Origin of the sequence: Trinickia sp. LjRoot230 (assembly GCF_964253315.1) — a bacterium.
Lineage (GTDB): Bacteria > Pseudomonadota > Gammaproteobacteria > Burkholderiales > Burkholderiaceae > Trinickia.
This window is the reverse complement of record NZ_CAXUQX020000001.1, coordinates 834,203-860,890: the sequence shown is the minus strand read 5'-3', so window position 1 is coordinate 860,890 and position 26,688 is coordinate 834,203. Positions and strand designations below refer to the sequence as shown.

At 64.5% G+C, this 26,688-nt stretch carries 26 protein-coding genes and 1 riboswitch; of the genes, 11 read left to right on the top strand and 15 right to left on the bottom strand.

All coding sequences use genetic code 11. The features are described from left to right. Positions 1–48: 48 nt before the first annotated feature. Together ACSQ20_RS04080 and ACSQ20_RS04075 are read right to left on the bottom strand one after the other, a co-directional pair. Complete coding sequence (locus ACSQ20_RS04080) at positions 49–1,554, bottom strand: TAXI family TRAP transporter solute-binding subunit (RefSeq protein ID WP_436017684.1); 1,506 nt, start codon at positions 1,552–1,554, stop codon at positions 49–51. Between the two features lie 88 nt (positions 1,555–1,642). Next, entirely contained in the window at positions 1,643–2,758 is a 1,116-nt protein-coding gene (locus ACSQ20_RS04075; RefSeq protein WP_436017682.1) for an NADH:flavin oxidoreductase/NADH oxidase, read from the bottom strand. Positions 2,759–2,928: 170 nt separating this feature from the next. Here ACSQ20_RS04075 and ACSQ20_RS04070 point away from each other — a divergent pair, with 170 nt between their 5' ends. The 4 genes from ACSQ20_RS04070 to ACSQ20_RS04055 all read left to right on the top strand — a co-directional run bounded on the left by ACSQ20_RS04070 (position 2,929) and on the right by ACSQ20_RS04055 (position 8,661). Then, positions 2,929–4,155 carry an MFS transporter gene (locus ACSQ20_RS04070; RefSeq protein WP_436017680.1) on the top strand — a complete coding sequence of 409 codons (1,227 nt, stop codon included), beginning with the start codon at positions 2,929–2,931 and terminating at the stop codon, positions 4,153–4,155. Between the two features lie 243 nt (positions 4,156–4,398). Beyond that, the gene (locus tag ACSQ20_RS04065) at positions 4,399–6,399 is read left to right on the top strand and encodes a glycoside hydrolase family 28 protein (RefSeq protein ID WP_436017678.1); all 2,001 of its coding nucleotides are present in this window, start codon (positions 4,399–4,401) and stop codon (positions 6,397–6,399) included. Positions 6,400–6,602: 203 nt separating this feature from the next. Then, positions 6,603–7,997, top strand: coding sequence for a selenium-binding family protein (locus tag ACSQ20_RS04060; protein ID WP_436017676.1), 1,395 nt, complete (start codon positions 6,603–6,605; stop codon positions 7,995–7,997). Positions 7,998–8,019: 22 nt separating this feature from the next. Then, a complete protein-coding gene (locus ACSQ20_RS04055) occupies positions 8,020–8,661 on the top strand; it encodes a hypothetical protein (protein ID WP_436017674.1) in 642 nt (213 codons plus the stop codon). A 49-nt stretch (positions 8,662–8,710) separates the two neighbouring features. Here the strand turns inward: ACSQ20_RS04055 and ACSQ20_RS04050 are convergent, their stop codons facing one another. After that, positions 8,711–9,946: a pyridoxal-phosphate-dependent aminotransferase family protein gene (locus ACSQ20_RS04050; RefSeq protein ID WP_436017672.1), complete on the bottom strand. Its 1,236-nt coding sequence runs from the start codon at positions 9,944–9,946 to the stop codon at positions 8,711–8,713. Between the two features lie 145 nt (positions 9,947–10,091). Continuing rightward, on the bottom strand, positions 10,092–10,589 hold the full coding sequence (locus tag ACSQ20_RS04045) for a plasmid fertility inhibition factor family protein (RefSeq protein ID WP_436017670.1): 498 nt from the start codon (positions 10,587–10,589) through the stop codon (positions 10,092–10,094). Positions 10,590–10,748: 159 nt separating this feature from the next. Here ACSQ20_RS04045 and ACSQ20_RS04040 point away from each other — a divergent pair, with 159 nt between their 5' ends. Beyond that, positions 10,749–11,642, top strand: coding sequence for a crotonase/enoyl-CoA hydratase family protein (locus tag ACSQ20_RS04040; RefSeq protein WP_436017668.1), 894 nt, complete (start codon positions 10,749–10,751; stop codon positions 11,640–11,642). Positions 11,643–11,657: 15 nt separating this feature from the next. On the opposite strand, the gene fahA is transcribed toward ACSQ20_RS04040, so the two are convergent. The 3 genes from fahA to ACSQ20_RS04025 are packed head-to-tail and all read right to left on the bottom strand — an operon-like array spanning position 11,658 to position 15,723. After that, positions 11,658–12,974: a fumarylacetoacetase gene (gene fahA / locus ACSQ20_RS04035; protein WP_436017666.1), complete on the bottom strand. Its 1,317-nt coding sequence runs from the start codon at positions 12,972–12,974 to the stop codon at positions 11,658–11,660. Continuing rightward, positions 12,971–14,317, bottom strand: coding sequence for a homogentisate 1,2-dioxygenase (gene hmgA, locus ACSQ20_RS04030; RefSeq protein ID WP_436017664.1), 1,347 nt, complete (start codon positions 14,315–14,317; stop codon positions 12,971–12,973). The genes fahA and hmgA overlap by 4 nt, the downstream gene beginning before the upstream one ends. Positions 14,318–14,349: 32 nt before the next feature. Further along, on the bottom strand, positions 14,350–15,723 hold the full coding sequence (locus ACSQ20_RS04025; RefSeq protein ID WP_436017662.1) for an MFS transporter: 1,374 nt from the start codon (positions 15,721–15,723) through the stop codon (positions 14,350–14,352). Between the two features lie 205 nt (positions 15,724–15,928). Between ACSQ20_RS04025 and ACSQ20_RS04020 the strand changes: the two genes are divergently transcribed. Beyond that, on the top strand, positions 15,929–16,735 hold the full coding sequence (locus ACSQ20_RS04020) for an EAL domain-containing protein (RefSeq protein WP_436017660.1): 807 nt from the start codon (positions 15,929–15,931) through the stop codon (positions 16,733–16,735). A 51-nt stretch (positions 16,736–16,786) separates the two neighbouring features. Here the strand turns inward: ACSQ20_RS04020 and ACSQ20_RS04015 are convergent, their stop codons facing one another. Continuing rightward, entirely contained in the window at positions 16,787–17,560 is a 774-nt protein-coding gene (locus ACSQ20_RS04015) for an IclR family transcriptional regulator (protein ID WP_436022905.1), read from the bottom strand. Positions 17,561–17,732: 172 nt separating this feature from the next. Between ACSQ20_RS04015 and ACSQ20_RS04010 the strand changes: the two genes are divergently transcribed. The 4 genes from ACSQ20_RS04010 to ACSQ20_RS03995 all read left to right on the top strand — a co-directional run bounded on the left by ACSQ20_RS04010 (position 17,733) and on the right by ACSQ20_RS03995 (position 20,576). Next, the gene (locus tag ACSQ20_RS04010; protein WP_436017658.1) at positions 17,733–18,923 is read left to right on the top strand and encodes an acyl-CoA dehydrogenase; all 1,191 of its coding nucleotides are present in this window, start codon (positions 17,733–17,735) and stop codon (positions 18,921–18,923) included. 251 nt (positions 18,924–19,174) lie between these two features. Continuing rightward, complete coding sequence (locus tag ACSQ20_RS04005) at positions 19,175–19,477, top strand: DUF883 family protein (RefSeq protein ID WP_436017656.1); 303 nt, start codon at positions 19,175–19,177, stop codon at positions 19,475–19,477. A 132-nt stretch (positions 19,478–19,609) separates the two neighbouring features. Beyond that, positions 19,610–20,008 carry a phage holin family protein gene (locus ACSQ20_RS04000; RefSeq protein WP_436017654.1) on the top strand — a complete coding sequence of 133 codons (399 nt, stop codon included), beginning with the start codon at positions 19,610–19,612 and terminating at the stop codon, positions 20,006–20,008. Between the two features lie 70 nt (positions 20,009–20,078). Next, positions 20,079–20,576 (top strand): DUF3318 domain-containing protein, encoded by a 498-nt coding sequence (locus ACSQ20_RS03995; protein ID WP_436017652.1) that lies wholly within the window; start codon positions 20,079–20,081, stop codon positions 20,574–20,576. Between the two features lie 91 nt (positions 20,577–20,667). Here the strand turns inward: ACSQ20_RS03995 and ACSQ20_RS03990 are convergent, their stop codons facing one another. From ACSQ20_RS03990 to glyA, 7 genes are all read right to left on the bottom strand, one after another. After that, positions 20,668–21,132 (bottom strand): type IV pilin protein, encoded by a 465-nt coding sequence (locus ACSQ20_RS03990; protein ID WP_436017650.1) that lies wholly within the window; start codon positions 21,130–21,132, stop codon positions 20,668–20,670. Then, positions 21,129–21,671, bottom strand: a complete 543-nt coding sequence (locus ACSQ20_RS03985) for a pilus assembly PilX family protein (RefSeq protein WP_436017648.1) — start codon at positions 21,669–21,671, stop codon at positions 21,129–21,131. The genes ACSQ20_RS03990 and ACSQ20_RS03985 overlap by 4 nt, the downstream gene beginning before the upstream one ends. A gap of 11 nt (positions 21,672–21,682) precedes the next feature. Next, positions 21,683–22,501 (bottom strand): PilW family protein, encoded by an 819-nt coding sequence (locus ACSQ20_RS03980; RefSeq protein ID WP_436017646.1) that lies wholly within the window; start codon positions 22,499–22,501, stop codon positions 21,683–21,685. A gap of 6 nt (positions 22,502–22,507) precedes the next feature. Next, the gene (locus ACSQ20_RS03975) at positions 22,508–22,969 is read right to left on the bottom strand and encodes a type IV pilus modification PilV family protein (protein ID WP_436017644.1); all 462 of its coding nucleotides are present in this window, start codon (positions 22,967–22,969) and stop codon (positions 22,508–22,510) included. Then, positions 22,966–23,547, bottom strand: a complete 582-nt coding sequence (locus ACSQ20_RS03970; protein ID WP_436017642.1) for a GspH/FimT family pseudopilin — start codon at positions 23,545–23,547, stop codon at positions 22,966–22,968. Before ACSQ20_RS03970 ends, ACSQ20_RS03975 begins: the two co-directional genes overlap by 4 nt. A gap of 155 nt (positions 23,548–23,702) precedes the next feature. Further along, positions 23,703–24,182, bottom strand: coding sequence for a transcriptional regulator NrdR (gene nrdR / locus ACSQ20_RS03965; RefSeq protein ID WP_436017640.1), 480 nt, complete (start codon positions 24,180–24,182; stop codon positions 23,703–23,705). 6 nt (positions 24,183–24,188) lie between these two features. Further along, the gene (gene glyA, locus ACSQ20_RS03960; protein ID WP_436017638.1) at positions 24,189–25,436 is read right to left on the bottom strand and encodes a serine hydroxymethyltransferase; all 1,248 of its coding nucleotides are present in this window, start codon (positions 25,434–25,436) and stop codon (positions 24,189–24,191) included. Between the two features lie 151 nt (positions 25,437–25,587). After that, positions 25,588–25,685, bottom strand: a riboswitch (ZMP/ZTP riboswitch). A gap of 240 nt (positions 25,686–25,925) precedes the next feature. On the opposite strand from glyA, the gene ydfG reads away from it, so the two are divergent. After that, on the top strand, positions 25,926–26,672 hold the full coding sequence (ydfG, locus tag ACSQ20_RS03955; RefSeq protein ID WP_436017636.1) for a bifunctional NADP-dependent 3-hydroxy acid dehydrogenase/3-hydroxypropionate dehydrogenase YdfG: 747 nt from the start codon (positions 25,926–25,928) through the stop codon (positions 26,670–26,672). Positions 26,673–26,688: the final 16 nt, after the last annotated feature.

Here is a 26,688-nt window from a genome sequence, read left to right as displayed (position 1 = left end):
CTCGTGGCATGAATCTTACGCGCGCCGACCTGCGGCGTGCGAGGCACGTCACACCTTTTTCGCAAGCCGCGCCCGCACGAAGCCGATGTGCTCGCGCAATACGTAAAACTGGTCAGCATAGGCAAGCGGCGTCTTGAGCCGGTGCACTGCGGCCTCGATCGCATCGAGCTTGTCGAGCAGCGCTTCGCGTTCGCCTTCCGACGTGTCGTTCAGCGCGGCGCGCTCGATGCCGATCAACGCGCCATACCATCGGTAGATACGCGACTTCACACGCCACGTATAAAGGGAAGGCACCAGCCGCAACCCCGGAATCAACACGACGACGATCGGGACGATCAGCACGATGAGACGGTCCGCCAAGCTCGCCACCCAAAAAGGCATCACGCGATAAAGGAAGCTCTTGCCCGATTTGTAGTAGCGCGCGGCATCGTCACTAATCGGAAAATCATGCGCGAGCGGCGCGGGAAATTCCCCCGCACGCTGCAGCAGACTGGCTTGACCGTGCACTTGCCGCGCCGCTTCGATAAGTAGATCCGAAAGCGCCGGATGCAGCGTGTCGCGGGCGATGAGTTCCGCCGTCGGCGCAAGCGTGTGCACCGTGCGCGGCGGCAGATTCTTGCCAAGATCGAGCGCGCCCATCGGCAACGCGATGTCGGTCAAATACGGAAAACGCCGCGCGTACGCCTGCGCCTGCGCAAACGAGAAAAGCCGGACGCCCAGCGTACGCGTGAGTTGAGCCATGACCGGCAGTTGAGCCGAGTCGCCCGAGAAAAACGCCGCATCGATACTGCCCGAGGTCAACGCTTTAGCCGCCGCTTCACCCGTGAGCGGCAGCAACTGCGTGGCGCCCCCCGGCTCGATGCCGTTGGCTTTCAACAGCGCAAGCGCAAGCACGCGGGCACCGCTGCCTTCGGGGCCGATCGCAAGCCGGTCGCCGGCGAACTCGGACAGGCGCGTATGCCGCGTCCGGCCGTTGTAGAACACGACGAGCGGAACATAGGCGACACTGCCGAGCGAAATGAGCCCTTTGGGCGCCGCCACCGCGGCCGCGGACGCACGCGGCGCGGCCAATGCGGCGGACGCACCGGAAGCCGCGGAAGCGCCCGAAGCCATGGAAACGTTCGGCGTGCTGGCCAATCCGCTTCCGCTGGACGCCGCGGCCCCTTGTGCGGCGCCGGAGCCGCCTATCGCGGGCGTCGCTGCAATCAAGCCGCCCTGGACAAAGCCCACATCGACGCCCGAGTGAGGGTCCGCAAGGCGCTGCAGGTTCTGCAGCGACCCTTCCGATGGCAGCACCTCGAGTGTGATCCCGTTACCGGCAAGCACCTGCTTATAGCGCTGCGCCGCATTCCAGAACGAACTCCCGGGCGGTCCGGCGGTGATCGTCAATGTCGTCGGCGGCGCGGGCTGGATCAGGCGGATGGCTATCCAGATGGCAGCCGCCGAGATCGCGAGAATCGGCCCGAACGAGACGGCAAGATCGCGCCACGAGATGGCAACGAAACGGGCGACGAGGCGCGGCGTGCGCCGCGGGCGGTCGTGGACGGGCTTCATTGAGCGTGGGTTGCGAGCGTCGGTTGGATCAAAGGCGATGCGTCGCCGATAGTACAGGAGTCGCACCGACCGACACTTGACTCGACACTCAACGTTGGCCGAAGCTCGCTTCGATGAAGAGATGCTTGAACTCGTGCGGCTGCGAACGCCAATACTGCTTCGGCGCGTGCACCTGGGCGCCGAGCGTCGCGGCCGCGTGCCACGGCCAGCGCGGGTCGTAGAGCATCGCGCGCGCGAGCGACACAGCGTCAGCCTCGCCGTCGGCAACAATCGCTTCGGCCTGCTCCGCTTCGGTGATCAGGCCCACAGCAAGCGTGGGCAGCCCTACTTCGGCCTTCACCCGCTGGGCGTACGGCACCTGATAGCCCGGGCCCAGCTTGATCGCCTGCTGAGGCGAAACGCCGCCGGTCGTCACATGAATGGCCGCACAGCCGCGCGCCTTCAGTGCCTTCGATAACGTCACGGTGCCCTCGATGTCCCAGCCGTCAGGCACCCAATCGGTGGCCGAGATGCGCGCCCACACCGGTTTATCGGCGGGGAACGCGGCGCGCACGGCGTCGAACACTTCGAGCGGGAAACGCATGCGGTTTTCGAGGCTGCCGCCATATTCGTCGGTGCGGTGATTGGCGATCGGCGACAGGAACTGATGCAGCAAATAGCCATGTGCCGCATGCAGTTCGATCGCGTCGAACCCAAGCCGCGCCGCACGTGTGGCGGCCGCGGCGAAATCGTCGCGGACCTTGTCCAGACCCGCGCGATCAAGCGCCAGCGGCGGCTCCTCATCCTGTCCATGCGGCAGGGGCGAAGGGGCCACGGTCCGCCACCCGCCGGGCGAGCCTGCCGGAATTTGCGCGCCGCCCTCCCATGGCGCGCGGCTCGACGCCTTGCGGCCGGCATGGGCTAACTGGATCGCCAACGGTATCGGCGAGTAAGCGCGCACCGCACCCATCACCCGCGCGAGCGCGGCCTCGTTCTCGTCCGAGTAAAGACCGAGATCCGCCGGCGTAATGCGGCCTTCGGGCGAAACGGCAGTCGCTTCGATAATCAGGAGCCCCGCGCCCGACAGAGCAAGATGACCGAGATGGATCATGTGCCAGTCGGTGGCCGAGCCCGCTTGCGCCGAGTATTGGCACATCGGCGCAATGACGATGCGGTTCGACAGCGCAAGCTGGCCGATAGTCAGCGGTTCGAAAAGATGGCTCATGGCGATATGGCTCCCACACAGGTTCAGACGGACGTGGCGTCACCTTAGCCGATCTGCATGCGATACGTCTGCGCCGCTGCCCAGCGGTTTTGCTGCACCGCACAGAAACCGGTTCCATGAGACAATGCCGCTTTCGCGTCGCCCGCCGCACAGCACCGTACCGTTGAACCATGTCCGTCGCTTGCCCCCCTCCCGTTGCATCGCCTGACTCGACCGATCGCGCCTCCACCCTGCGCATCGTCACCATCGTTTTCTACACGTTCGTCTGCTATCTGATCATCGGTCTCGCGCTGCCGGTGCTGCCGGGCTTCGTCACGGACGATCTCGGCTTCGGTTCCGTACTCGCGGGCGCGGCCATCAGCGTGCAATACGCGGCAACGCTGATGTCGCGGCCCCACGCCGGCCGCAGCGCGGACACGCGCGGCGCCAAGCGCACGGTGCTGATTGGCTTGGCGGCTTGCGGCGCCAGCGGCGCGTTGCTGCTGGCCGCTACGGTCTGCACGCCGTGGCCCACGGTCAGCCTCGTGGTGCTGGCCGCCGCACGGCTCGTGCTGGGTTTCGGCGAGAGCTTCGTCGGCACCGGCGCGATTCTCTGGGGCATCGGGCGAGTGGGTGCGCATAACAGCGCGCGCGTGATTTCATGGAACGGCATCGCCACTTACGGCGCGGTGGCTATCGGAGCGCCCGCAGGCGCCCTGCTCGCGCGAGCGTTCGGTCCATGGGCACTCGGGGCCGTCACGATGGCGCTCGCCGGGCTGGGCTACACGCTCGCACGCCACGTCACAGCAGTGCCGCTCGTGCATGGCGAACGAATGGGCTACGCCAGCGTATTCCGGCGTGTGCTGCCGCACGGCATCGGCCTGGCGCTCGGCACGGCCGGGTTTGGCTCGATCGCCACGTTCATCGCGCTCTACTACGCCGCGCGCGGTTGGCAGCACGCCGCCCTTGCCCTGACGGTGTTCGGCACACTCTTCGTCGGCGCACGGCTCGTATTCGCCAATGCGATCAGCGTCTATGGCGGCTTTCGCGTCGCCATCGCTTCATTCTCGTTCGAATGCGCCGGCTTGTTGCTGTTATGGCTTGCCACCGAGCCGCACATGGCGCTCGCCGGCGCCGCGCTGACAGGGTTCGGCTTCGCGCTTGTCTTTCCGGCGCTCGGCGTCGAGGCCGTCGGGCTCGTGCCGCCGGCAAGCCGGGGCGCCGCGTTGTCGGCCTATTCGGTGTTCTTCGACTTGTCGCTCGGCATCATGGGGCCGCTGGCAGGTTATGTGGCGGGCGCATTCGGCTACGCGTCAGTGTTTTTCGTCGCCGCATTGGCCGCGGCCGTTGCCGCGGTGCTCTCCGTCAGCCTCTACCTGCGCCACACGCGCGGCGGGCCCGCCGCCGCGGCACTGTAGTTCGCGCCGCCCGCCTCGATCAGTAATTTTCTGTCTCGCTATGTTATACGATGACGTATAACTAAATCGAATATCACCCGCCCCCTTGATCGGCCAAACCAATATTCGCCCGGGTTTACGAGAGATTACCGTGCACACCCGTTCGGAACTAGACTGCCGATGTAGTACGACAACATACGAATCACGAAGGCGGGAAAACGGGCATTCCGTTCGCCCGCCTATCCTTTTGGAGGAGGCGTTCAAATGGCAGACAAGAGCCGTCGTCGTGCTTCATCGGCTTCATCCTTTCCCGCTGCGCGTCTTACACGGCGCGCATTCATCAGCTTGTCCGGCACCGTGCTCGGCAGCGCTGCGCTGGCCGGCACCCTCGGCGCCGGGCGCGTGTTCGCAGCGGCGCAGCCGCCTGCGTCCGCGGCTGTCGATCTGATTTGGGGAGAACACGGCGCGGCTGCGCGTGTCGCCACGTTGGTTGCACACGTCACGAAGGCCCGTTTTCGTCCACGCGACTACGACGTGACCGCGTATGGCGCACGCGCCATCAGCATCGTGGCCGCCGTCTCGCCTTATACGAACCCGGCCAAATCGCCGGTGAGCCCCGGCTCCGAGCATACGCCCGCGCCGAATTCGTTCGACTCGCGCCCGGCCTTTTTGGCCGCGATCGCCGAGTGTCACCGCGAGGGCGGCGGCCGCGTCGTCGTGCCGGCCGGCAACTGGTATTGCGCGGGGCCGATCGTGCTGCAAAGTCACGTGCGCTTTCACTTGAGCGCGAACTGCACGATCTATTTCAGCCCGAACCCGGCCGATTACGCGAAGGACGGCCCGGTGGACTGCGGCACGAACGGCCGGCTGTTCTATAGCCGCTGGCAAGCCGACGACTGCCTGAACTTCGGCGCACCGGTCTACGCGCGCGACGCCATCGATATCGCGCTGACCGGCGAGGGCCCGACCTCGGTGCTGAACGGCCAAGCCATGACGCCATTTGCCGGCAGCGGCAATGCGAGCGTCAGTTGGTGGACTTACAAGGGCTCGTCGGGCGCCTATGGAGCAAGCGCATCGGTGCCAAGCCAGGCGTCTCTCAACCCGAACAACGTCGATTTGCGGCTCATCGCGCCCGGCATCTCCGACGCGCTCTACGCGTTGCTCACCTCCCCCATCACGCCGTGGCAGCAAGATCAGAACTATCTGCCCGCGCTCTCGGAGGCCGGCGTGCCGGTGGCGCAACGCATCTTCGGGCTTGGCCACTACCTGCGCCCGTGCATGGTCGAATTCATCAACTGCAAAAACGTGTTGATGGAGGACTATCAGACGCAAAACACACCGTTTTGGCAGCATCATCCGACCGCTTGCACGAATGTCGTCTTCCGCGGCGTGACCACCAATAGCATCGGCCCGAACAACGACGGCTTCGATCCCGAGGCCTGCACCAACGTGCTGGCCGAGAACTGCACGTTCAACACGGGCGACGATTGCATCGCCATCAAATCCGGCAAGAACCTCGATACCGAATATGGACCGGCTCGTCGGCATCTGATACGCAATTGCACGATGAACAGCGGCCATGGCGGCATCACGCTGGGCAGCGAGATGGGCGGCGGCGTGGAAGCGATCTACGCGACCAATTTGTCGATGCTCAATGAGAACTGGCAGACGAACCCGCTCAACATCGCCATCCGCGTGAAGACGAACATGAACCGCGGCGGCTACGTGAAGGACTTCCATGTGAAGGGCGTGACGCTGCCCAACGGCGTCAGCCTGAAAGGGGACGGCTATGGCTCGTCGATGCTTCCAGGCAGCCCGATCAACGCAACGGTGCCGCTTGGCGTGGTCACCCCCGCCGCGGGCAACCCCGCCGCGGCGCAAGGCGGCATCATCACGTTCGATTGCGATTACCAGCCGGCGAAGGACGCCGTGCGCACACGGCCGCCGATGGTGCAAAACATCACGATCGCCGATGTGAAAGCAAACAACGTCACGCTGGGCGGCGTCACCGCATCGTGCTTTCAGGCCATCGTCGCCCAAGGTCCGGTAGCGTCCGATTACAACGGCACGCCGCCCACCCCGGCCGCGCTTCCAATCTCGGGCGTCACCATCAGCAATTGCGATTTCGGCTCACCGGTCGCGGCGGGCACGGCCACCGTCACCTCCCCCGGCCCGATCTACGCGTTCAATGTCGCCGCGATGAAGCTCGAGAACACCGTCATCGCCGGCCAGACGTTCAACACGACGATCACCGATTCGCGCTGACGCACACCCACGGGCACACGTGTACGAGCACGGTAAGCGCATCACGCGTTTGCCGTGCTCAACCAACATGCAAAGCGCAAACCGCCTGGCATAGCTGCTTACGCGTATTAGCTCATTGCAATTGCTTCCTTGCTTTTGTCCATCGCGACCTCCTACGATAGACAGCCTCACCGCTTCTCACAAGGAAAGGAAGAGGCCTATCTATGTCGTCCTGGAAACCCGATCCGACGTTCTACCCATCCGCCCGTCTCGCGGCCGACGCGCCCAAAGAAACACTCGCCTACGTCGCCAGCTTCGATCCGACCCGAACCGTGCCCGACGAGCTCGCGGTAGTCGACGTCGATCCCGGCTCGACCGCTTACGGCAGCATTGTGCACCGCCTGCCGATGCCGAACATCGGCGACGAGCTGCATCACTTCGGCTGGAACGCTTGCAGTTCTTGTCTGTGCCCGAACGCGCCGCATCCGCATTCCGAGCGGCGCTACCTCGTCGTGCCGGGCTTGCGCTCGTCGCGCATTCACATCATCGATACGAAACCGAACCCGCTGCAGCCCAGCATTGCCCGTGTGATCGAACCGGAGGAACTCGCGCGCCGCGCCGGATATTCGCGCCCGCACACCGTGCACTGCGGACCGCAGGGCATTTACGTCACCGCACTGGCGAACGGCGAAGGCGAAGCGCCTGGCGGCGTCTTGCTGATCGATCATGAAACGTTCGACATCCGCGGCCGCTGGGAAATCGAACGCGGCCCACAAGAGCTTGCCTACGACGCCTGGTGGCACCTCGGCTTCGATACGCTCGTCTCGAGCGAATGGGGCTTGCCCGCCACGTTCGAAAACGGCCTCGTGCCCGAGGTGCTGCTGGGCGGCAACTATGGGCATCGGCTGCATTTTTGGGATCTCAATACGCGCAAGCACAAGCAGACGCTCGATTTCGGCGCCGAAAATCAGCTCGTGTTCGAGCTGCGGCCGGCGCACGATCCGACCAAGGCTTACGGCTTCGTCAATTCGGTGATCAGCCTCAAGGACCTGTCGGCGTCGATTTGGACCTGGTATCGGGACGGCGACAAATGGGCCGCGCGCAAGATCATCGAGATCCCCGCCGAGCCAGCCGATAGTGCGTTGCTGCCGCCGCTGCTCAAAGGCTTTTCGGCCGTGCCGCCGCTCGTCACCGACATCGCACTGTCGCTCGACGACCGCTACCTTTATGTCGCCTGCTGGGGAACCGGCGACCTGCGCCGCTACGATGTGTCGGACCCATTCCATCCCGAGCTGATCGGCTTGGTGCGCATCGGCGGCATCGTCTCGCGCGCGACGCACCCTGGCGCCGATGGCCAGCCGCTGAACGGCGGGCCGCAGATGGTCGAAGTCAGCCGCGATGGCCGCCGCGTCTATTTCACGAACTCGCTTTATGGCGCCATCGACGAGCAGTTCTATCCCGACGGCATCAACGGTTGGATGGTGAAGCTCGACGCGCCGTCCGGCAGCGGGCTCGAGTTCGATCGGGAGTTCTATCTCGGCTGGCACAATACGCATCGTCCGCATCAGATCCGGCTTGAAGGCGGTGATGCGTCGTCAGATTCGTATTGCTATCCATGAGGTGCGCACAGGCGCCGAGGCGATGAGCGCGTCACTCGAGGCAACGCGTGCGGCTGCCGGTTGGGCCGCGGTCTTCGGCAGCGGCGTGTTTCATGGCATGAACCCCGCCATGGGGTGGCTTTTCGCGACCGCGCTCGGCCTGCAGCGCGGTAGCCGCAGCGCGCTTTTTGCGGCGCTGCCGCCGCTGGCGCTCGGCCATGCGGCATCGGTCTTCGTCGTGACGTCGTCAGCGCTCGCGTTCGGGTTCTTGGCCAATGCCGCGCACCTGCAGTTGGCCCTCGGCCTCTTTCTGATTGGCTGGGGCGCCTATCATCATTTCTATGGCCATCGGCACCGTTTGTCGATCGGTATGACGGCGGGCTTCGCGGGGCTTGCACTGTGGTCGGCTGCGACCGCCACGCTGCACGGCGCCGGTCTGATGCTGATTCCCGCCCTGATGCCGATTTGTGCGGGTGCGGGCGCGGTGCCGGGCGGCCCGTTCGGCTCGGCTGTCGCGGCCACGCTCGTGCATACCGCGGTGGCTTCGGTGACGAGCGCTGCCATCGCGTTCGCCGCCTACGAGTACGTGGGCCTCGGCATCCTGCGGCGCGGCTGGATCAATTTCGATTGGTTATGGTCAGCCGCGTTGATCATCGCAGGCGCGCTGCTGCTCGCGCTGCGCTGAAAACTCGAGGCCCTTGGTTGCCGGCGTTGACGGCCGGGGCCGGCACCGTTCAACGCCCGCGCGAGCGTTCCGATAACGACTGTTCGAGCGCCGCGACGCCCGCCGGCAAATCGACGCGCGCCCCCAGATCGAGCATCGTCTTGCCCAGCGCATGCAGCGTGCGGAACAGGTTGTGTTCGCGGCACTGCTCGCCCATTTGCCCGATCCGCACGATCGGCAAGCCGAATGAACCGGAGATCTCCACCTGATGCTGACGCGAGATGTAGCCGCACACGTCCGCCGGGCTGAGCCCGGTAGGCACCTCAATGCCGATGACCGAATTGAGCCGGCACGGCGCGGGCGTATAGAGCGTGAGCCCGAGCGCGGCAACGCCGGCCTGCAACGCCTCCGAACATTTCAGATGGCGCGCGAAGCGCTTTTCGAGCGTCTCCGCGCACACGAGCCGCAGCGCTTCATGCAGCGCGAGCACGCCCGAGACGGGCGCCGTGTAGTGATAGCCGGCGTTGTGCCAAAAATGTTCGGCGAGCGTGGCATCGAGGCACCAGTGCGCATTCGGTTGCTCACGCGTTTTGACACGCTGCCACGCCTCGTCCGAGAACGCGATCAGCGATACGCCCGGGATCGACGAAAGACCCTTTTGCCCACCGGTGATGACGGCGTCGATGCCCCACGCATCCATTTCGAGCGGCATCGTGCTCAATGTGCAAACCGCATCGACGATAACGAGCGCGCCCGCCGCCTTGGCGAGCGCCGCGATTTCCTTGAGTTGATGGTTCCACACCGTATTCGATGTTTCGCCCTGCACGATGGTGACGATCTCGGGCCGTTCGCGCGCGAGCGCCTCGGCCACCTCCGCAAGCTGCGCCACCGCGCGATCGGGCACATCGAGCGTGGCAACGTGCGCGCCGCAGCGCGTCGCCATCTCGGCCATCCGCGCGCTAAAGAAGCCGTTCTTGATCGCAAGCACCCGCGTGCCAGACCACGCGAGGTTCGAGATAGCCATTTCCATAGCCGCCGAACCGGGACCGGCCACGCCGAGGACCCACTTCGAGCGCGTCTGGAACACGTAGCGCGCCATCTCCTTCACTTGACCGATCACCTTCGCCATCGTCGACCCAAGGTGATTGATGACAACGGTATTGGCATGCGCCACAGCGGCCGGAATCGGCACGGGGCCCGCGCCCATCATCAACAGCGGTTCTTCGGGCAGGATTTCGTCAAGCGAGACGACCTCGGGACGGGGAATCGGCGTAAACGGGAGCAAGGTCGAGGAAGACGTGGGCATGATCAGGCGGTTAAGCTGGGCTCTTGAGGGAACGGCCGTGCGAAGCGTGAAAGAAAAGTGCGAATCCACCCGCGGCTCACGGCTCGCGGCTGTGGGAGCCCTCGATCATTGCCCTGTCGGGCCTGTTAGGCAAGTATTTTCGGCTTCAGGCGCCGCACAGCGCGGCCAACAGCGCCGCTTCGCGTTCGTGCACTTCGACGGGAAATGCCTGCGCGCCGGCATGAGCCAGATAACGCGCGCGATGCTGCCCGTTGCGAAATCCGACCACACCCTCGCGCTCGAGTCCGAGCCAGCCCAGCAGCCCGTGCCCGCGGCGCCTGGCGATCGTCACGTAAGGCATGGCCGGGATCTGCGGGTTGCCTGGGTCGAGAAACGCGCGAATGCCGCGAATTTTGCCGCCATGCCAGTTATCGACCGGCGACAGGACGTAGTCGGTATCGTTGCGATCGGCGCATTCGAGCAGTGTGCGCGCATCGACAATCACGACGCGATGGCAGGTTTCGTCATCGCCATCGAAGATGCGTTTCAAGCGGACATGATCGTAGTAGGGATGGCCGTGCAACGGGACAATCCAGACCGGCTCCGAGCCGGCAGCAGCCGCGACGGCGACCGCTGCCGCATGTGGCAAGGCGGACGTAGACATGACGAACTTATGGTCGGTAAAGCGCCGCGCGCGGCCGGTAGGCCGCCCCTTGGCACCGAGCAGGGATAAAGCGCGATAGCGTGTCGCGACATCATGACATAGCCGTGACAAGCACGCATTTCGTCTGATTTTTTTCGCTAGCGACGCGTAGAGGGGGAAATGATGATGATCGAAAAATTTGGCGAGCACGTCAGAATCGAGAGCCGCGAGCAGGGGCGAGTGGGGGGCGAAGCGGCGAACGAAGCGGCAGTCGCCACGATCGTGCTTGCGCGCGCTGCGTGCCGCAACGCCGTCGATGGCCCGACCGCCGCCGCGCTGGCCGCCGCCTTCGCGCGCTTCGACGCCGAGCCGCGCTGGCGCGTCGCCGTGCTGTTTGGCGCGGGCGGCAACTTCTGCGCCGGCGCCGATCTGAACGCGATGCACGACGATGCGCGCCGCAACGCCGTGCAGCCCGACGGCAGCGGCCCTGGCCCGATGGGGCCGACACGCATGCTGCTGTCCAAACCGGTGATCGCCGCCGTCGCGGGCCACGCAGTCGCCGGCGGGCTCGAACTGGCCGCGATGTGCGACCTGCGCGTCGTGGAGGAGGATGCCGTATTCGGCGTATTTTGCCGGCGCATCGGCGTGCCGCTCATCGACGGCGGGACGGTGCGGCTGCCGCGGCTTATCGGCTTATCGCGCGCGCTCGATCTGATTCTGACCGGGCGCGCGATCGATGCCGGCGAAGCGTTCGCGATCGGGCTCGCCAATCGCATCGTGCCTGCGGGAACGGCGCGCGAAGCAGCCGAAACGCTCGCGGCGCAGCTCGCGGCATTTCCGCAGGCGGCGCTCAATGCCGATCGGCGCTCGGCGTATGAAAACAGCATGTGCGACGCGCTCGCCGAGGCGTTGCGCCGCGAAGGTGCGCACGGCTACCGAGCGCTCGTCGACGAAGGCCTGGCGGGCGCGGCGCGCTTCGCGGCCGGCGCGGGCCGACATGGCGCGGCGCTCGAAGCGACGAATGGGGATGCCACCGCTCGCTCGTCGCGATCACGGTCTCGTTCTCGGCCATAAAACGCGCGCTCGATGTCAGCCGCGAGCGGGCAGAATCATCCCCGTGCAAGTGCCGAAGCCGACGCGATAGCCTTCGCCCTGGCACCATCCGGTCAGCGTGAGCTCGTCGCCGTCTTCGAGGAAGCCGCGCGTGCCGCCGCTTGCGAGCACCACGGGGCGCGCGCCGTTCCAGGTCAGCTCAAGCAAGCTGCCGAACGAATCCGGCGTGGCTCCGCTGATCGTACCGGACCCCATCAGATCGCCCACGCGCGTATTGCAGCCTGAGACGGTATGGTGCGCAAGCTGTTGCGCCATCGTCCAGTAGAGCTGCTTGAAGTTGGTGCGGGTAATCGTCGTGGTGGGGGAAGGCGAGACAGGCCGATCGGCACGATGCGGCGTCAAGCGCGCTTCGAGCGAAATATCGAAGGCATGCGCGCCCGTGTGCCGCAAGTAAGCGAGCGGTGGCGGGTCTTGCACCGGCTGCGCGACGCGAAACGGCTCGAGCGCATCGAGCGTCACGATCCACGGCGAGATCGTCGTGGCGAAGCTCTTCGCGTTGAAGGGCCCGAGCGGCACGTACTCCCACTGCTGGATGTCGCGTGCGCTCCAATCGTTGAGCAGCACCATTCCGAAAATATGGTCCTCGGCGTCGCTACAGGCAATCGGCTCGCCCAGCGCATTGCCGCGCCCGATGACGAAGGCCGTCTCGAGTTCGATGTCGAGCTTGCGGCACGCGCCGAACACAGGCCGCGCCGCGCCCGGCGGCAGCAGTTGGCCCATCGGCCGTCGTATCGGCGTGCCGCTCGCGACGACCGACGAGGCGCGGCCGTTGTAGCCAATCGGCATTTCGGACCAGTTCGGCAACAGCGCTTTGCTCGGATCGCGAAACATCGCGCCCACGTTCGTCGCATGTTCTTTCGACGAGTAGAAGTCCGTATAGCCGGGGATATCGAGCGGCAGATGCAGCGTGGCGTCGGCTTGTGCAACGAGCACGCGTGAACGCAATTGAGCGTCGTCGCGCAGCGTCGCACAGGCGGCGTCGAGCAGCGTGCTCAAATGCAGCCGCACGCTGCGCCATGCTTCGCGACCAAGCGCGATGAATCCGTTCAGCACAGGCTGCGAGAAGTGTTGCGCGCCGCCGGCCGGCAGCGCGAGCTGGCCCGCTGCGGCGAGCGCGGCCAGATCGACGATCGCATCGCCGATTGCCACGCCAACACGACGCGCCGCATTGCGCTTGTCGCTGAAAATGCCGAACGGCAGGTTTTGGATCGGAAAGTCGCTCGCCGGATCGTTCGCCGCTTCCAGCCAGCTCTTTTTCGACGCGGCGCGGCTCAATTCGCGTTCGGCGCTCATCGACGCCCCGCATCGAAATGCTTCTCCAGCCCCTGCCAGCATTCGAAATAGTGCGGCTGCAACTGCGCGCTCTCGAGCGCCGCGCGCGTCGGGCGCAACAACGTGCGCGTCTCGAACATGAATGCGAGCGTATCGGCCACTTTTCGCGGCGTGCTCGTATCGGCACTCGACGCCTGCTCGAACGTGTCAGCGTCAGGCCCATGCCCTGACATGCAGTTATGCAGGCTCGCCCCGCCCGGCACGAACCCTTCGGCCTTTGCGTCATAGACACCGTGCACGAGCCCCATGAACTCGCTCGCCACGTTGCGGTGGAACCAGGGCGGCCTGAACGTGTCCTCAGCGGCCAGCCAGCGCGGCGGAAAAATGACGAAGTCGAGCGTGTCGACGCCCGGCGTATCGCTCGGCGCTTGCAGTACCAGAAAAATCGACGGGTCGGGATGATCGTAGCTGATCGAACCGATCGTATTGAAGCGGCGCAGATCGTACTTGTAAGGCGCGTAATTGCCGTGCCAGGCAACGACATCGAGCGGCGAATGGCCGATGTCGGCGCGCCAGAGCAAGCCATTGAGCTTCGCGACCAGTTCGAACGCGCCCTCCCGGTCCTCGAACGTCGCCTCGGGCGTCAAAAAGTCGCGCGGGTTGGCCAAGCCGTTCGAGCCGATCGGGCCGAGATCGGGCAGCCGCAACAATGCGCCGAAGTTCTCGCAGATATAGCCGCGCGCCGCGCCGTCGGGCAACGCGACCGAAAAACGCACGCCACGCGGAATGACGGCGATCTCGCCCGGCTCGATCTCGAGCCGCCCCATCTCAGTGGCGATTGCAAGCCGGCCTTGCTGCGGCACGATGAGCAACTCTCCATCGGCGTTGTAAAAAAATCGATCCTGCATCGACCGATTGGCCGCATAAAGGTGAATCGCACAACCCGACATCGTTTCAGCGCTGCCGTTGCCCGCCATTGTCACGAGGCCGTCGATGAAGTCGGTCGCGATCAGCGCGTCGGGCAACGGCAACGGGTCCCAGCGCAATGGGTTTGGCGGCGTTGGCGGTACCTCGGCGAAGTTGGCAACAAGCCGCGATGGGGCATCGCCTGCGGTGGGCGCGAGTGGCTCGAACGGCTGATGAACCGCCGCCGGGCGGATACGGTATAGCCAACTGCGCCGGTTATGCGCGCGCGGGGCGGTAAAGGCCGTGCCCGAGAGCTGTTCCGCATAGAGGCCGTATGGGGCCCGCTGCGGCGAGTTGCGGCCGACCGGCAGCGCGCCGGGCAACGCCTCGGTGGCGAAGTGGTTGGCAAAGCCGGACTGATAGCGACAACGATCGTGACTAGGCAAGGCGTCCTGCATAAATCTTTCTCCTTCGATCGAATACGCGCGCATCAAACCGCCGCCGCAGTCCCGCGCAAGCGCTTCATGCCTGCGAGCGCCACGACAAAGAGCGTCGACAGCAGCACCGGCACGGCAGCCGCGTGAAAAAGCGCGGCGTTGGACCAGTTCAACGCGATCAGTTGCCCGCCGACGAGCGGCCCGATGACGGAGCCGACGCGGCCGATGCCGAGACTCCAGCCGATGCCGGTCGAGCGCAGCGCGGTCGGGTAGTAATGTCCGGCGAGCGCGTTGACGGCGGGTTGTCCGCCGACAACGCAAAAGCCGGCCGCGAACACCACTACCACGAGCCACGGCAATGCCGGTGCGGCGGTGCCGATCGTGCCGACGAACACGGCCGCCCCGGCGAATGTTGCCATCAACACGCGCAGAAAGCCGAAGCGCTCGATGAACCAGCCCAGCAGCACGGTGCCGACAACGCCGCCCGTTTGCAGCGCCGTGCCGACGAGCACCGCCGTGGCCGGCGCATAGCCCGCATCGCGCATGACGGTCGGCAGCCAGTTCGACAGAAAGTAGAGATCGATCAGATTCATGAAGCTGATCGACCAGAGCAGCAAGGTCACGCCGGCGCGCCCGTCGCGAAAGAGCTCGGCTACCGATGCGCCTGCCCCTGCCCCCGCCGTGCCCCCGGTAGCTGCCTCGCGCACGACGAGTCGCGTCCCGGGGCCGATCGGCAGCGTGGGGGCGAAGCGCGCGAGCCATGCTTTCGCGCGCTCGGTCTTGCCTTTCACGACGAGAAACTGCACTGACTCGGGCAGCGCGGCCAGCATGACGATGCTGAGCACGAGCGGCACCGTCCCGCCGACATAAAAAACCGAGCGCCAGCCGAAAGTGGGAATCAACGCCGCGCTGACGAAGCCGCCCAGCGCCGCGCCCACCGTGAAGCCGCACGACACGAGCATCATGCGTTTGACGCGGTGCGCGAGCGGCGCGAATTCGCCTACGAGCGCCATCGCGTTCGGCATGATGCAACCGAGGCCGAGCCCGGTGACGAAACGCAGCGCAATCAGTTGCTCGATGTTCGTCGTCAGCGGCGTGGCCAGCATCGTGAGGGCGAAAGCCAGCGTCGCGCCGATCAGCACGGGCCTGCGCCCGATGCGATCGGCCAGCACGGAAAGCGCCAGCGCCCCAATCAGCATGCCTAACAGGCTTGCGCTGAAAACGGGCCCAAGCGCCGCTTTCGCGACGTGCCACTCGCCAATCACGCTCGGCGCGACATAGCCCATCGCCTGCGCATCGAAGCCGTCGATCACAAGACACAAGCCCATCAACGCCAACAGCATGAAATGAAACGCGGGACGATGCGTTTCGCCGAGCACACGCTCGACATCGACAACATCGCACTCGGGGGAACGGGAATGGGGCATCGACGAGGTCTCCTCCATAAGTCCATACGTTACGGCGGCTTCTGGGCGCCGCACGACATTTACGGATAGTAAAATGAATTACGTATTGAGTAATCAATGTAAACCCGGATGGAGCGTTGCACGCCAATATCGATATAAGTATCGAATGGATGCCGACTGAGCGCGGCGCTGCTACCATCGGAGTTGCGCCGCTCTCAGCTTTCTCATGATCCCGCCGACCATTCCCGCGCTCATCGAACACGCCGCCGTCCAACCGTTTTTGCGCGAGCATCTCGCGCTCGGCGCCGCGACCCGGTCCGACTTCGCCTACGCACAGGTGCACGAGATGCGCATCGAAAGCGGCTACCAGCCGATCTTCGATGTCAGCATGAACGGCATGCAAACGCTATGGTCGGCCCCGGAGAGCGCAGACCGCTTCGGCGACGAACTCGGCTTTCAGGCGCTGACGCTTGGTGCCGACGGCCGTCCGTTCGAGCACATTTCCGACGACCCGGAATTCGTCTCGCTCGATCGCCTCGTGCGAACGTTGCACGCCATCAATTTCTTCGGCTCGCAACAGCACGGCCTGCTCTTTTTGCGCGTGCACGAGCGGCTGCTCAAAAGCGTCAAGTACGATCACGGCCAGCACTTCTCGTCGGTGCTGATATCGCTCGGGCTCAATCCGTCGCGCGTTGCCATCGAACTGCCGAGCGTGGCCGTCGCGCATCGGACCTTTCTCGGCTATGTGACGAAGAGTTATCAGCGCTATGGCTTCAAAGTGGCCGGCAATCTGCCCAATGCGGGCCACATCATGTCGGTGTCGGATATGGCGCGGCTCGACTTCCTGAAAATCGACGGCGCGGCTGTGCTGCGCGATGCAATGGTCAAGCCGCTCCTGGGCTATGCCAACCGACTGCACATTCCGCTGATCTTCGATCGCGTGGCGACCGAAGCACAATTCGACGCGCTCCAGCAATTCGGCGCGCGCTTCGTCCAGGGGCCGCTGTTCGAGCCGCACGAACGTATCCAATAAGCATCGAGAGCTGGCCGCGGGTGCCGCCTGAATGCAACAAGGCCCAGCGCGTTATCGCGCCTGACCGAGCCGCAGGGCGAGCGCTTTGAGGCGAGGCGCGACAAGTTCGCGAAATATGTCCTCGCTCATCGACGAAGCCGGCCCGCTGCAGCTGAGCACCAGCCATCGCCCGTCGCGCGGGTCGCGAAACGGTGCGGCAACCGCGTTGACGTCCGCGTGCCATTCACGAAACGAAAAACAGCAGCCGTCGCGCGCGAAATCGTCGATCGCGCGTAGCGCCGAGGCTACGAGCGCCGCCGAGCGCCGGCCTTTGCCGGCTGCTTGCCACAGTTCGTCGACGAGCGCCGCGCGTTCGCTTTGTGGGAGCACCGCCAGATAGGCGCGCCCCATCGAACTCGTCAGCATGGAAAGTCGCGAGCCGGCGGCAAAGCCGAGTGTCAATGCCGTTTCGCTGCGGATGGTCTCCAGATAGACCATTTCCGACCCGTCTCGACAGCCGAGCGATACAGCCGCCCCCACTTCGCGCGCGAGCGAGCGCATGTGCGGCCGAGCGAGCTCGAGCGTGTCGGTGCCGGCGAGCAGCGCAAACCCGAGCGACAGCACGCCTGCATCGAGCGCATATTTGCCGAGCGCCTCGTCAAAGCGCAAATAGCCAAGCACCGCGAGCGTGTAGGTGAGCCGATTGACCGTCGCCTTGGGCAGCCCCGTGCGGGCAACGAACTCGCTGTTGCCGAGCATGGTCTCGCCCGGCCGGAACGCGCGCAGCAAATCCAGACCGCGTGCAAGCGCCGTCACAAATCGGCGTTCGTCCACGCCATCCGGCATCAACGCGCCATTGGGTGGGCTGTCGGCGGATCGGGCGGGTATCGCGGCGATGGTGGATGGAGGCATGGTCGAATGCTACACTCGCGAGTGTGGTTTGCAAAACAGTGTTCCGCACAGCGGAACTCAAGTCAAGCCTGGCGTATGTAGCGCCGGCAACGATCTGGAGAAAACGATGGCCGATACCGCGCGGTTCCATTGGGACGACCCGCTGCTGTTGAACGAGCAACTGAACGAAGACGAGCGTATGGTGCGCGACGCTGCGCGCGCGTTTGCGCAAGACAAGTTGCTGCCTCGCGTGACCGAAGCGTTCCGCCACGAGCGCACCGACGTCGCGCTCTTTCGCGAGATGGGCGATATCGGCCTGCTTGGCCCCACGATTCCCGAGCAATATGGCGGGCCGGGTCTGAACTACGTCAGCTATGGGCTGATCGCTCGCGAAGTCGAGCGCGTCGACTCTGGATATCGCTCGATGATGTCGGTTCAGTCCTCGCTCGTGATGGTACCCATCTATGAGTTCGGCTCGGACGAGCAAAAGGCCCGCTACCTGCCCAAGCTCGCGACCGGCGAATGGATCGGCTGCTTTGGGCTCACCGAGCCCGATCACGGCTCCGATCCCGGCAGCATGGTGACGCGCGCACGCGAGGTCGAAGGCGGTTACGCGCTCTCTGGCGCCAAGATGTGGATTACGAATTCGCCGATCGCCGACGTCTTCATCGTCTGGGCGAAGCTTGCCGAAGACGGCAAAGATGCGATCCGCGGCTTCATTCTCGAAAAGGGCTGGAAAGGCCTCAGCGCGCCGGCCATACACGGAAAGGTCGGCCTGCGGGCATCGATCACCGGGGAGATCGTGCTCGACGACGTATTCGTTCCGCGCGCAAACATATTGCCGCACGTAAGCGGGCTGCGCGGCCCGTTCACGTGCTTGAATTCCGCGCGCTACGGCATCGCCTGGGGCGCGCTCGGTGCGGCGGAATCATGCTGGCATACGGCGCGTCAGTACGTGCTCGAGCGCAAACAGTTCGGCCGCCCGCTTGCGGCCAATCAACTCGTTCAGAAAAAGCTCGCCGATATGCAAACTGAGATCACACTCGGCCTGCAGGGCGTATTGCGTCTTGGCCGTATGAAGGACGAAGGCAGCGCCGCGCCCGAAATTACGTCGATCATGAAACGCAATTCGTGTGGCAAAGCCCTCGATATTGCCCGGCTTGCGCGCGATATGCTCGGCGGGAACGGCATCTCCGACGAGTTCGGCGTGGCCCGGCATCTCGTTAATCTTGAGGTGGTCAACACTTACGAAGGCACGCACGATATTCACGCACTGATCCTCGGACGTGCGCAAACGGGCATTCAGGCGTTCTTTTGAACGGCTGCCGACGTTTTACATGGTCTCCTCTTCGTTGGTCATGTACCGCTCTTTGTAAATTACGCTTGTCGGCGCGGAAGTTCTTCAAGCCGCCGATCCTCGCCAGAAGCGCCCGCCCGAAACGATGCACCTCGCGTCGAGGGTCGGGAATGGTTTCTGCATGCGCGTCACCGTGTGGCGGTGTGGCAAACGTTCGCGGGCCGTCCTATCTTTGGTACGATGCACGCGTAGGTGAAAACTAGGGGGCTCTAATGGCGGAAGTTAACAAGGAGAGATTGATGTCCGATATCAAAACCGTCCTCGCGGATGCCGAGGATCTCTTGAAGCAAGCCGCGAATGCCACGGGCGAACGAGCTTCCGAATTGCGCGAAACGGCGCTGGGCCGGCTCAAACAGGCCAAGGAGAAGGCGACTGACGTTCAGGTGGTGGTCGTGGAAAAAGGCAAGAAGGCCGTGCGAGCCACGGACGACTACGTACACGAGCACCCGTGGACGGCAGTGGGCGTCGCCGCCAGTATCGGCATCGTGGTCGGCCTACTGATTAACCGAAGGTAACGGCGCTCGGCCGGCGAAACAACGGTTTGACGCCCGCGCCGGCCACAAGTCTATGCCGGGCGGCACCCACGCGGCACGCGCGGGCGGCTGCTCATCGACCAAGAACGGGTTACGCGCTAACTGCCCAATTCCATGCCAAACGACGACACTCAATCGCCGCGCTCGGCCTCCCATCAGCACGGGCCATTTCGGCGGATGTTCAGCTCCCTCATGGCATTGCTGCACACGCGGCTCGAACTCATTGGGATCGAGTTGGCCGAGGAGCGCGAGCGGCTGCTTGCCGTGCTCTTTCTCGGGCTCATCGCAGTCATGTTTGCGATGATGGCGCTGATCAGCCTGACCGCGCTCGTGGCCGTCGCCTTCTGGGATACCTACCGCTGGCAGACGCTCGCTGGTATCACCGCGGTCTATGGCATCGGCGCACTGATCTGTGCGCTAAAGGCGCGCAGCGGGCTGCGTGAGGCCCCGATCGTCTTTCAGCAAACGCTCAACGAGTTCGAAAAAGATCGCGAGATGTTTCGGCAACCGTAAACGTAAACATGCGTGCAGCACTCACACTCGCGTTCGCCATCTTTCGAATCGTCAAACATTGACTGCCGCCATGAGCCAAACGAACTCGCATCGCGCGTCCCCCTTGCCTACCCGCACTCATTCGCCGGTTAAAGAACTGAGCTCGCCGCAATTGCGCGCGGTACGCAAGGAACTGCTGCTGCTGCGCGCCGAAGTCGAACGCACCGAGTTTATGCAAGCGCGCGTCGAGTTGCACCGGAGCATGACGAGCTTCCGCTGGCTCAAGCTCCTGATGCCCGGTTTCCGGGGCTTCCCCGGTTTTGGGGGCACGCGCGCCAAAGGCTCGGGCAAAGGCTTGAACGCGTCCATCACCGAATGGTTCATCAATCATCCGCTGACCAGTTCGCTCGCGTCGCTCGCGCTCGCGCGGCCGTTACGCGCCACCCTCGCGGCGGGGGCGAAGCCGCTCGTCAAGTGGGGCTCGCTCGGCATGGCCGCCTGGGGAGCTTATCGGCTCATTGCGCAAATCGCGCGGAAGGACCGCGACGCAACACGAACCCGTGAGTCCGAAGGCGCCACCACGCCGTAGGCGGCTGGCTTTCGTCCCGTGCGCGTGCGGGTCCGTCTGCGCCGAGCGTCGGGCCAGCGATATCGTTCCGAATGCGCGTCGACGGACGCTTTCAATGAGCGAGCCAGCAGCGCGCGCCAGGCGGCGCGCGCGCGCCAGGCGCGTGATTCGACCGCTTGCCCGTGGCGTCGAGCACAAAGCTTCCGCAGACATCATCGTGCATCGGGCCCGCATCGACGGGCTGCGCTTGCAGCGTATAGCCGCCGTCGTCACGATTGCCGGACAGCACGTTCAGCCGATATACGGCAACGCCTGCAACGGGCGCCTGATCGAAACCGGACGGCAGCGTATTGATGTCTGCCACACGCGGCGAACGCTCGGCGCGATTGCTCTCGAGGAACTGCGCCGCGCGATAAAGCGCCATCACCGCATCGATGCGATAGCCGCGCGCCAGATACTCGCGGTACGCCGGCATGGCGTACGCAGCGATAGTCGCCAAGATGGCCAGCACGACCACCACCTCGATCAGCGAAAAGCCGGCGCCCCGCTGACGCCCTCCAGCCGGTTCGATATTCAAGGCAACCTCGCGGTAATTCTGCGCCAGTGGCGTTCGTCCAAGCCGGCCTCGCGCACTACCACTAGCTGCAGCCAAACTTCAGCGCTATCGGCTGCGCCGAAGCCCCGCGCCGTCAGCACATGCACTTGCGCGCGAGGCCGGTGCGCCATACGCCAGCCTTCGATAAGGCACTGCGGCGTTCTGGCCGCCCCGGCCCAGTGCGACATCGGTGCAAACGCGAACGGGTCGGCGAAGACGTCCGGCTGCCGCCAGCGCTGCGGTGGTTCAGCGACGGCGGGCAAAGACGGCGCCACGCCGGCGTCGAGCGCGCGCAAGCACAGCGTCAGCGCGGCATCGGCGGCTTGCTCGGCCCGCATGGCGTCCTCGAGATTCGATGCGCGCCGAATGCCGGCAACCGCGATGTCGAACGACGCGGTGGACATGGCCAGAACCATCGAGGCCAATACCAAGGCCGCAGGCAATGCGGCGCCGCGATGCTTGTGCAGCCCGTGCTGCCCGCGCCAAGAGACTGCCCGGCGCATGTCGTTGCGCACCTTCATCGTCGGATCGTTCATATAGGCGAAGACGCATGATTGCGAATGGCGATGCGACGCATGAATACTTGTCGCGCACGCCCGTCATGGCCCCGCCGCACGACGCCATCGCAATCGAGATACTGCGTGGCGTGCAGGCGCTGGTTGCCGCGCACTTGCACGCATAGGTCGATCGCGACGACATTCGACCAATCCGCCGGCGGAATCGATGAAGCATCGGCGGCCGCGGCTGCGCCACTTATCCAATAACGAAGTTTCAAGCGCTCGACGCCAGCCACGATCGGTTGCTTGTTACTCGCCGCGCCACTGCCTTCGCAATAGAGTTCCGGTGTGTCGCCGCCGTGCGGCGTACGAACGAAGAATCGATTCGAAATCACGGTGTACTCGCCGGCCTCGCCGGCGCGTTGCCCCAGGCAATCGGTCGGCTCGCCAGCCCTCGTCGGCCAGGTCGCGACGGCATCGTCGGCATAGCGAACGATTAACCCATCCGAGCCGTTCGCATCCGGGATGCATGCCGAGGCTGCCTGATGACCGATCGGTAGCGCAGACGTGCAACCGAACACGGCAGGCTCAACGAAGTCAGCGAATGACGGTTTGTCAGGCGGCACGTACCCCGCCATCTCTATGTGCCGGCTCATCAGCAATAGCGCGGCGGTACCCGCGTCCCGCATGCCGGCTGCATCGGCTGACAACGCGAATGATTGCCGCTGCCCCCTGTATAGCGACACCGCGGCGACAACGACGACGATACCGAGTGCGGACGCGATGACGACGTCGATCAGCGTTTGCCCGCCATTGACCTTACGCGTCGATTTTCCGGATAGGCGAATGCGCATGGCCACTCACCGTAGAATCGGCGCGACGACACACGCGCGCTCGGGTGCAATGAACGCAGGCGGACATCCGAGTGTCTGCGCAAACCGACCGTCGGCAAACGCACGCCCCGGCGCCCAGCGCACGACTGCGAACGCGATATCGGGGCCGCGCGCGTCCAGCGCGACTTCGCCTTGGGGCAGAAAAGCCGCCGCATGTGTCCGCCATTGCGCAAGCGCCGTCTGGGCACCTAACGGTTCGCGCATGGCGTCGGCGACCGAAGCGGCGATAAGGGACGCGCGCTCGCGCTGCGCCGCCACCCGCTCGGTACGGGCAGCAAAGAGCTGATTGGCCAACGCCGCGCTGGTTGCAATCGCGACAAACGCAAGCGCCATCAGCACCTCGAGCAACGAGCCGCCCCTCAACGAAGACCTCCGCTTCGCCTTCGCCTTCGCTTTCGCCTTGTCGCCTACGCCTACGCCCACACTCATGCCCGGGCTCCACAACCACCGTCGCGAATGCGCGCGCGGCCGCCCGCCGCGATAGCGATGCACCGTCGCGCGCCTCTGTCATGCCCCGTCGACTCAGCTTCGGCGGACACAAGCTCGAAGCTGCGAAATCCGCCGACAACCTGGCCCGCGGGCGGCGTAAAGCGAACATCGGCAGCCGCGCCGCGGATCTGAACGCCCGGCATACGCGCCTGCATGCGAAGCGCCAGCGGTCCGCTGCCTGTGTCTGCAACAACGGCCCAACCCGCCGACCAATCCACCGCGCGGTCATCGGCCGCCCCTCGTGCTTCGGCACGCCGCGCGTCTATGTCGCCATGCGATACGGCCGTGCGGACACCACGACGAATGGCTTCGCTGCGAGCATAGACGAGACTCGCGAGAAATGCGTGGGCGCTGGCGTCCAGACGCATGCGCTGCTGCCATGTTGCAAATGAAGGCGCGGCCATCATTGCCAGCACCAGCAACAATGCACAGACCATCATCGATTCGACCAGCGTGAACCCGCGCAGCCGCGCGTCATGGTCCGCATGTTTGCGGTCTGCCTGAGTTATGCCTCGCATCGCAACGCTCCGTCATTCGATGCAACGAATTTAACGGACGCGGGAAGCCGCCGCCATCGTCCGATCGGACGAGTGGTGAATCTGTAGCGTACGAGGAAAATTGCGCGTTACATCAACGAAACGCGAGTGAAAGTACGATGAAGCAACGGGGCAAATCAGCGCTTGCGCGAAGACTTCGAGGTTCCGGCGCGGCGGAACTCTTCGATCACGTCCTCGAATTCGGACACGTCTTCGAAGCGTCGATAGACCGAGGCAAAGCGCACGTAGGCGATAGTGTCGAGCTGGCGCAATTCGTCCATGACGAGCTCGCCCAGCCGTTCGCTGCGCACCTCGCGCTCGCCGCTGCCCAGCAATTGATATTCGATACGAGCCACCGCCGCGTCAATCGCATCGGCAGCCACAGGGCGCTTTCGCAGCGCCAGTTGCATGCTCGCGACGATCTTGCGGCGGTCGAACTCGGTGCGGCTGCCGTCTTTCTTGACGACTGCCGGCAGCATCAACTCGACCCGCTCATACGTGGTGAAACGCTTGTCGCAGGCCGAGCAGCGGCGGCGGCGCCGAATTGCGGCGCCGTCCTCGGATACGCGCGAGTCGACGACCTGAGTATCCTCGTGCCGGCAAAAGGGGCAACGCATAAATGCTTAGCGATACACCGGAAAACGCTTGGTCAACTGGGCGACCTGCGCGCGTACGCGCTCGAGCGTTGCCGCGTCTTCCGGATGCTCGAGAACGTCGGCGATCAGATTGCCGACCTGCTCCGCTTCGGCCACACCGAACCCGCGGGTCGTCATGGCCGGCGAACCGAGGCGAATGCCGCTCGTCACGAACGGCTTTTCCGGATCGTTCGGAATCGCGTTCTTGTTGACGGTGATATGGGCCGCTCCGAGCGCCGCTTCGGCTGCCTTGCCGGTGATCTGCTTGGCGCGCAAATCCACCAGCATCACGTGGCTTTCCGTACGCCCCGACACAATGCGCAGGCCACGTTTGACGAGCGTCTCGGCCAGCATGCGCGCGTTGTCGACCACCGCTTGCTGATAGGCCTTGAACTCCGGCGTCAGCGCCTCCTTGAACGCGACCGCTTTCGCTGCGATCACGTGCATGAGCGGGCCGCCTTGAATTCCTGGGAAGATCGCCGAATTGATGGCCTTTTCGTACTCGCCCTTCATCAGGATGACGCCACCGCGCGGCCCGCGCAGACTCTTGTGCGTCGTCGTGGTGACGAAATCGGCGTGCGGCACGGGATTGGGGTAGACGCCCGCTGCGATCAGCCCTGCGTAGTGCGCCATATCCACCATCAGATAGGCGCCCACCGACTTCGCGATTTTCGCGAGCCGCTCGAAATCGATGCGCAGCGAAAACGCGGAAGCGCCGCCGACGATCAGCTTCGGTTTGTGCTGCTCGGCAAGTGCTTGCGCCGCGTCGTAGTCGATGTCTTCGGCTTCGTTCAAACCGTAGCTGACGACATTGAACCATTTGCCGGACATGTTGACGGGCGAGCCGTGGGTCAAGTGTCCGCCGTGGGCGAGGCTCATGCCCATGATCGTATCGCCGGGCTTGAGCATCGCAAAAAAGACGCCCTGGTTCGCTTGCGAACCGGAGTTCGGCTGAACGTTCGCCGCGTCAGCGCCGAAGATCGCCTTGACGCGTTCGATGGCCAATTGCTCGACCACGTCGACGTACTCGCAGCCGCCGTAATAGCGCTTGCCGGGATAGCCCTCGGCGTACTTGTTCGTGAGTTGGGAACCCTGCGCAGCCATGACGGCGGGGCTCGTGTAGTTTTCCGACGCAATCAGTTCGATATGCTCTTCCTGACGGCGGTTTTCCTTTTCGATTGCATCCGAGATTTCAGGATCGACGGCGGCAATGGTGCTTTGGGCTCTGTCAAACATACGGATTCCGTTAAGGGTATACAGGTTGGCCGAAAGACGCGCCATGCGTACGCTTCTCGCTGGAGGCGGAGGAGCCGGTCCTGACGTGGCGGAAGTCCGTTACGCGGACAAGGCAACCGCCGCAGCGCAAACGAAACAACAGCGCGCGGTTTTCGGCTGCCCAGGCGAACGGCAAAACGGCACCTTGCGCTTCACGGTGGGTCGCTCCACCTTGGCCCCGGGGGCCTATCGCCAGTCACGCAAGGGATGAGCGCGTTAGTGTATTGGAAGCGCAATCAATAGGCAATTGGGCCAAACTCACGCGGCGCGTCGGCGCGTCCCGGAAGTCATCGAAAGCAATTCGAAATTTATTTGAAAGCGCCAGGACTTTCATACCGTAGAACCGGCCAGGCGAGTATCATCGGCCCGGTTCCCTTTTTGAATCGGTATTTCTTGCCGCAGCGATGGCGGCAGACCGCAATACCTGACCTTGATCAGCGAGGAGCAGCAATGATTGTTTTTGTGACGGGGGCGTCCGCCGGCTTTGGAGCCGCCATCGCCCGCATCTTCGTGAAGAGCGGCCATCGCGTGGTTGCGACCGCACGTCGCCTCGATCGTCTTAACGCGCTAGCCAAGGAGTTGGGCCCGGCGCTGTTGCCGCTGGAACTCGACGTACGAGACCGCGCGGCTGTCGAAGCCATGCCGGCCGCCCTGCCCGCCGAATTTGCCGCCATTGACGTGCTCGTCAACAACGCCGGCCTCGCGCTTGGCTTGGAGCCGGCTCACCGCGCGGATCTCGACGACTGGCATCAGATGATCGAAACGAACTGCGCGGGCCTCGTGACGGTCACCCACGCGCTGCTGCCCGGGATGGTCGAGCGCAATCGCGGCCATATCATCAATCTCGGCTCAACTGCCGGCAGCTATCCGTATGCGGGCGGAAACGTGTACGGCGCGACGAAGGCATTCGTGCATCAATTCAGTCTTAACCTGCGCGCCGATCTATCCGGCACGGCGCTGCGCGTCACCAATGTCGAGCCGGGCTTGTGCGGAGGCACTGAATTCTCGAGCGTCCGGTTCAAGGGCGATGATGCGAAGGTCGCAGGCGTCTATCGCGATGTCGAACCGCTGAGCCCCGAGGACATTGCCGATTCGATCTACTGGATCACCACGCGCCCGGCCCATGTCAACGTGAACACGATCGAACTGATGCCGGTGGCGCAGTCATTCGCCGGCCTGTCGGTGCACCGCGGCTGACGCAGGCGACCGAGCA